The organism is Variovorax sp. 01T439_2 (assembly GCF_056398445.1).
In genome coordinates this window covers 1-1,829 of record NZ_JBFTPJ010001080.1, presented here as the reverse complement: position 1 = coordinate 1,829, position 1,829 = coordinate 1, and the positions used below count along the sequence as shown (strand labels likewise).

General features: G+C 69.0%; 2 protein-coding genes. Both read left to right on the top strand.

Annotation, left to right across the window (positions count from 1 at the left end):
* Positions 1-592 (top strand): dioxygenase family protein (locus tag AC1DOC_RS32120; protein WP_478131380.1); only part of this gene is annotated, 592 nt, incomplete at its 5' end.
* A gap of 4 nt (positions 593-596) precedes the next feature.
* Entirely contained in the window at positions 597-1,658 is a 1,062-nt protein-coding gene (locus AC1DOC_RS32115) for a maleylacetate reductase (protein WP_478080671.1), read from the top strand.
* The last annotated feature ends 171 nt before the right edge of the window (positions 1,659-1,829 follow it).

Below are 1,829 nucleotides of genomic sequence, written 5' to 3'. Positions count from 1 at the left end.
GGGATGCACCGAGGCGACGGTGTTCGGGCCCTTCTACGTGCCCGATGCGCCGGCATACCGCAATGGCGACGACATCTCCAACGGCGCGAGCGGCGAGCCCTGCTTCGTCGCCGGCACCATCCGGGGCATCGGCGGCGAGCCGATCGGCCATGCGAGCATCGACGTGTGGCAGTCCGACGATGAAGGCTGCTACGACGTGCAGCGCCCCGGGCTGGACCATGCGCAGGGTCGTGGCCAGCTGAAGAGCCTGGAGGACGGGCGCTACCACTTCAGGTCCATCGTGGCCGTGCCCTATGCCATTCCGCACGATGGCCCGGTGGGCCAGATGCTGGAGCAGCTCGGGCGCCACCCGTGGCGTCCCGCGCACCTGCACTTCATGATCAAGGCGCCGGGCTACGAGACGCTCATCACCCATGTGTTCCGCTCGGGCGGCAACTACCTGGGCTCGGACGCCGTCTTCGGCGTGCGCTCTTCCCTCATCGCCGACTGGAAGCGCCACGAGCCCGGCGTGGCGCCCGACGGAACGCACATGAAGGTGCCGTTCCACACGCTCGACTACGACTTCGTGTTGAACAACGCATCCAGGGACTAGAGGCATGGAGCGCTTCGTCTACACCGCGAGCCCTTCGCGCATCGTCTTCGGCGCGGACAGCATCGACCAGCTGCCGGCGGAGATCGAGCGCCTGGGCGCGACGCGCGCCCTCGTCCTGTGCACGCCCAACCAGCGCGAGCAGGCGCAAGCCATTGCCGACCGGCTGCCGGGCCGCATCGCAGGGATCTTCGACGAAGCAGCCATGCACGTGCCGATCGAGACCGCGCGCAAGGCACGCGCACTGGCTTCGGAGCTGAAGGCGGATTGCGCGCTGGCGGTGGGTGGTGGCTCCACCATCGGGCTCGGCAAGGCGATTGCGCTGGAGTCCGGCCTGCCGATCATCGCGGTGCCGACGACCTATGCGGGCAGCGAGGCGACGCCCATCTACGGCATCACGGAAGCGGGCCTGAAGAAGACCGGGCGCGACGCGCGCGTGCTTCCGCGTGTCGTCATTTACGACCCCAAGCTCACGCTGTCGCTGCCCCTGGACCTGACGGTCACGAGCGCGATCAATGCGATGGCGCACGCGGCGGAAGGCCTGTATGCGCACGACGGCAACCCGGTGATCTCGTTGATGGCCGAAGAAGGCATCCGCGCCTGCGCGGCGGCGCTGCAGCCGCTGCGGGGCAACCCGCGCGACCTGCCCGCGCGCAGCCAGGCTCTCTATGGCGCCTGGCTGTGCGGCACGGTGCTCGGTGCCGTGTCGATGGGCCTGCACCACAAGCTGTGCCACACGCTGGGCGGAACCTTCGACCTGCCGCATGCGCAGGTGCACACCGTGGTTCTTCCGTATGCGCTGGCGTACAACGCGAGCGCGGCGCCAGAGGCCATGGCGCGCATTGCAAGAGCCCTGGGAACCGCGGAGGCGGCCATGGGGTTCTTCGAACTCGCAAGAACGCACGGCGCTGCCGTGTCGCTGAAGGCCATCGGCATGCCGGCCGCCGGTCTTGAGCATGCAGCCGATCTGGCAGTCTCCAACCAGTATCCGAATCCGCGGCCGCTCGAGAAGGCGGCGCTGCGCGCCCTGCTCGGCCGCGCATGGGAGGGCGCGCCGCCGCAAGCCTGATCAGGTGGCTCGCGCCTGCGGCGCAGGCTCGCGGCTCGACCGTTCATGGAAGAGCCCGAAGATCAGCTCGCGCAGCCAGCGGTTGCCGCTGTCCTGGTGAAAGCGCTCGTGCCACTGCTGGCGGATCTCGAAGGGCCTGACCTCGAACGGCGCGTCGACGCTGTGCAGGTC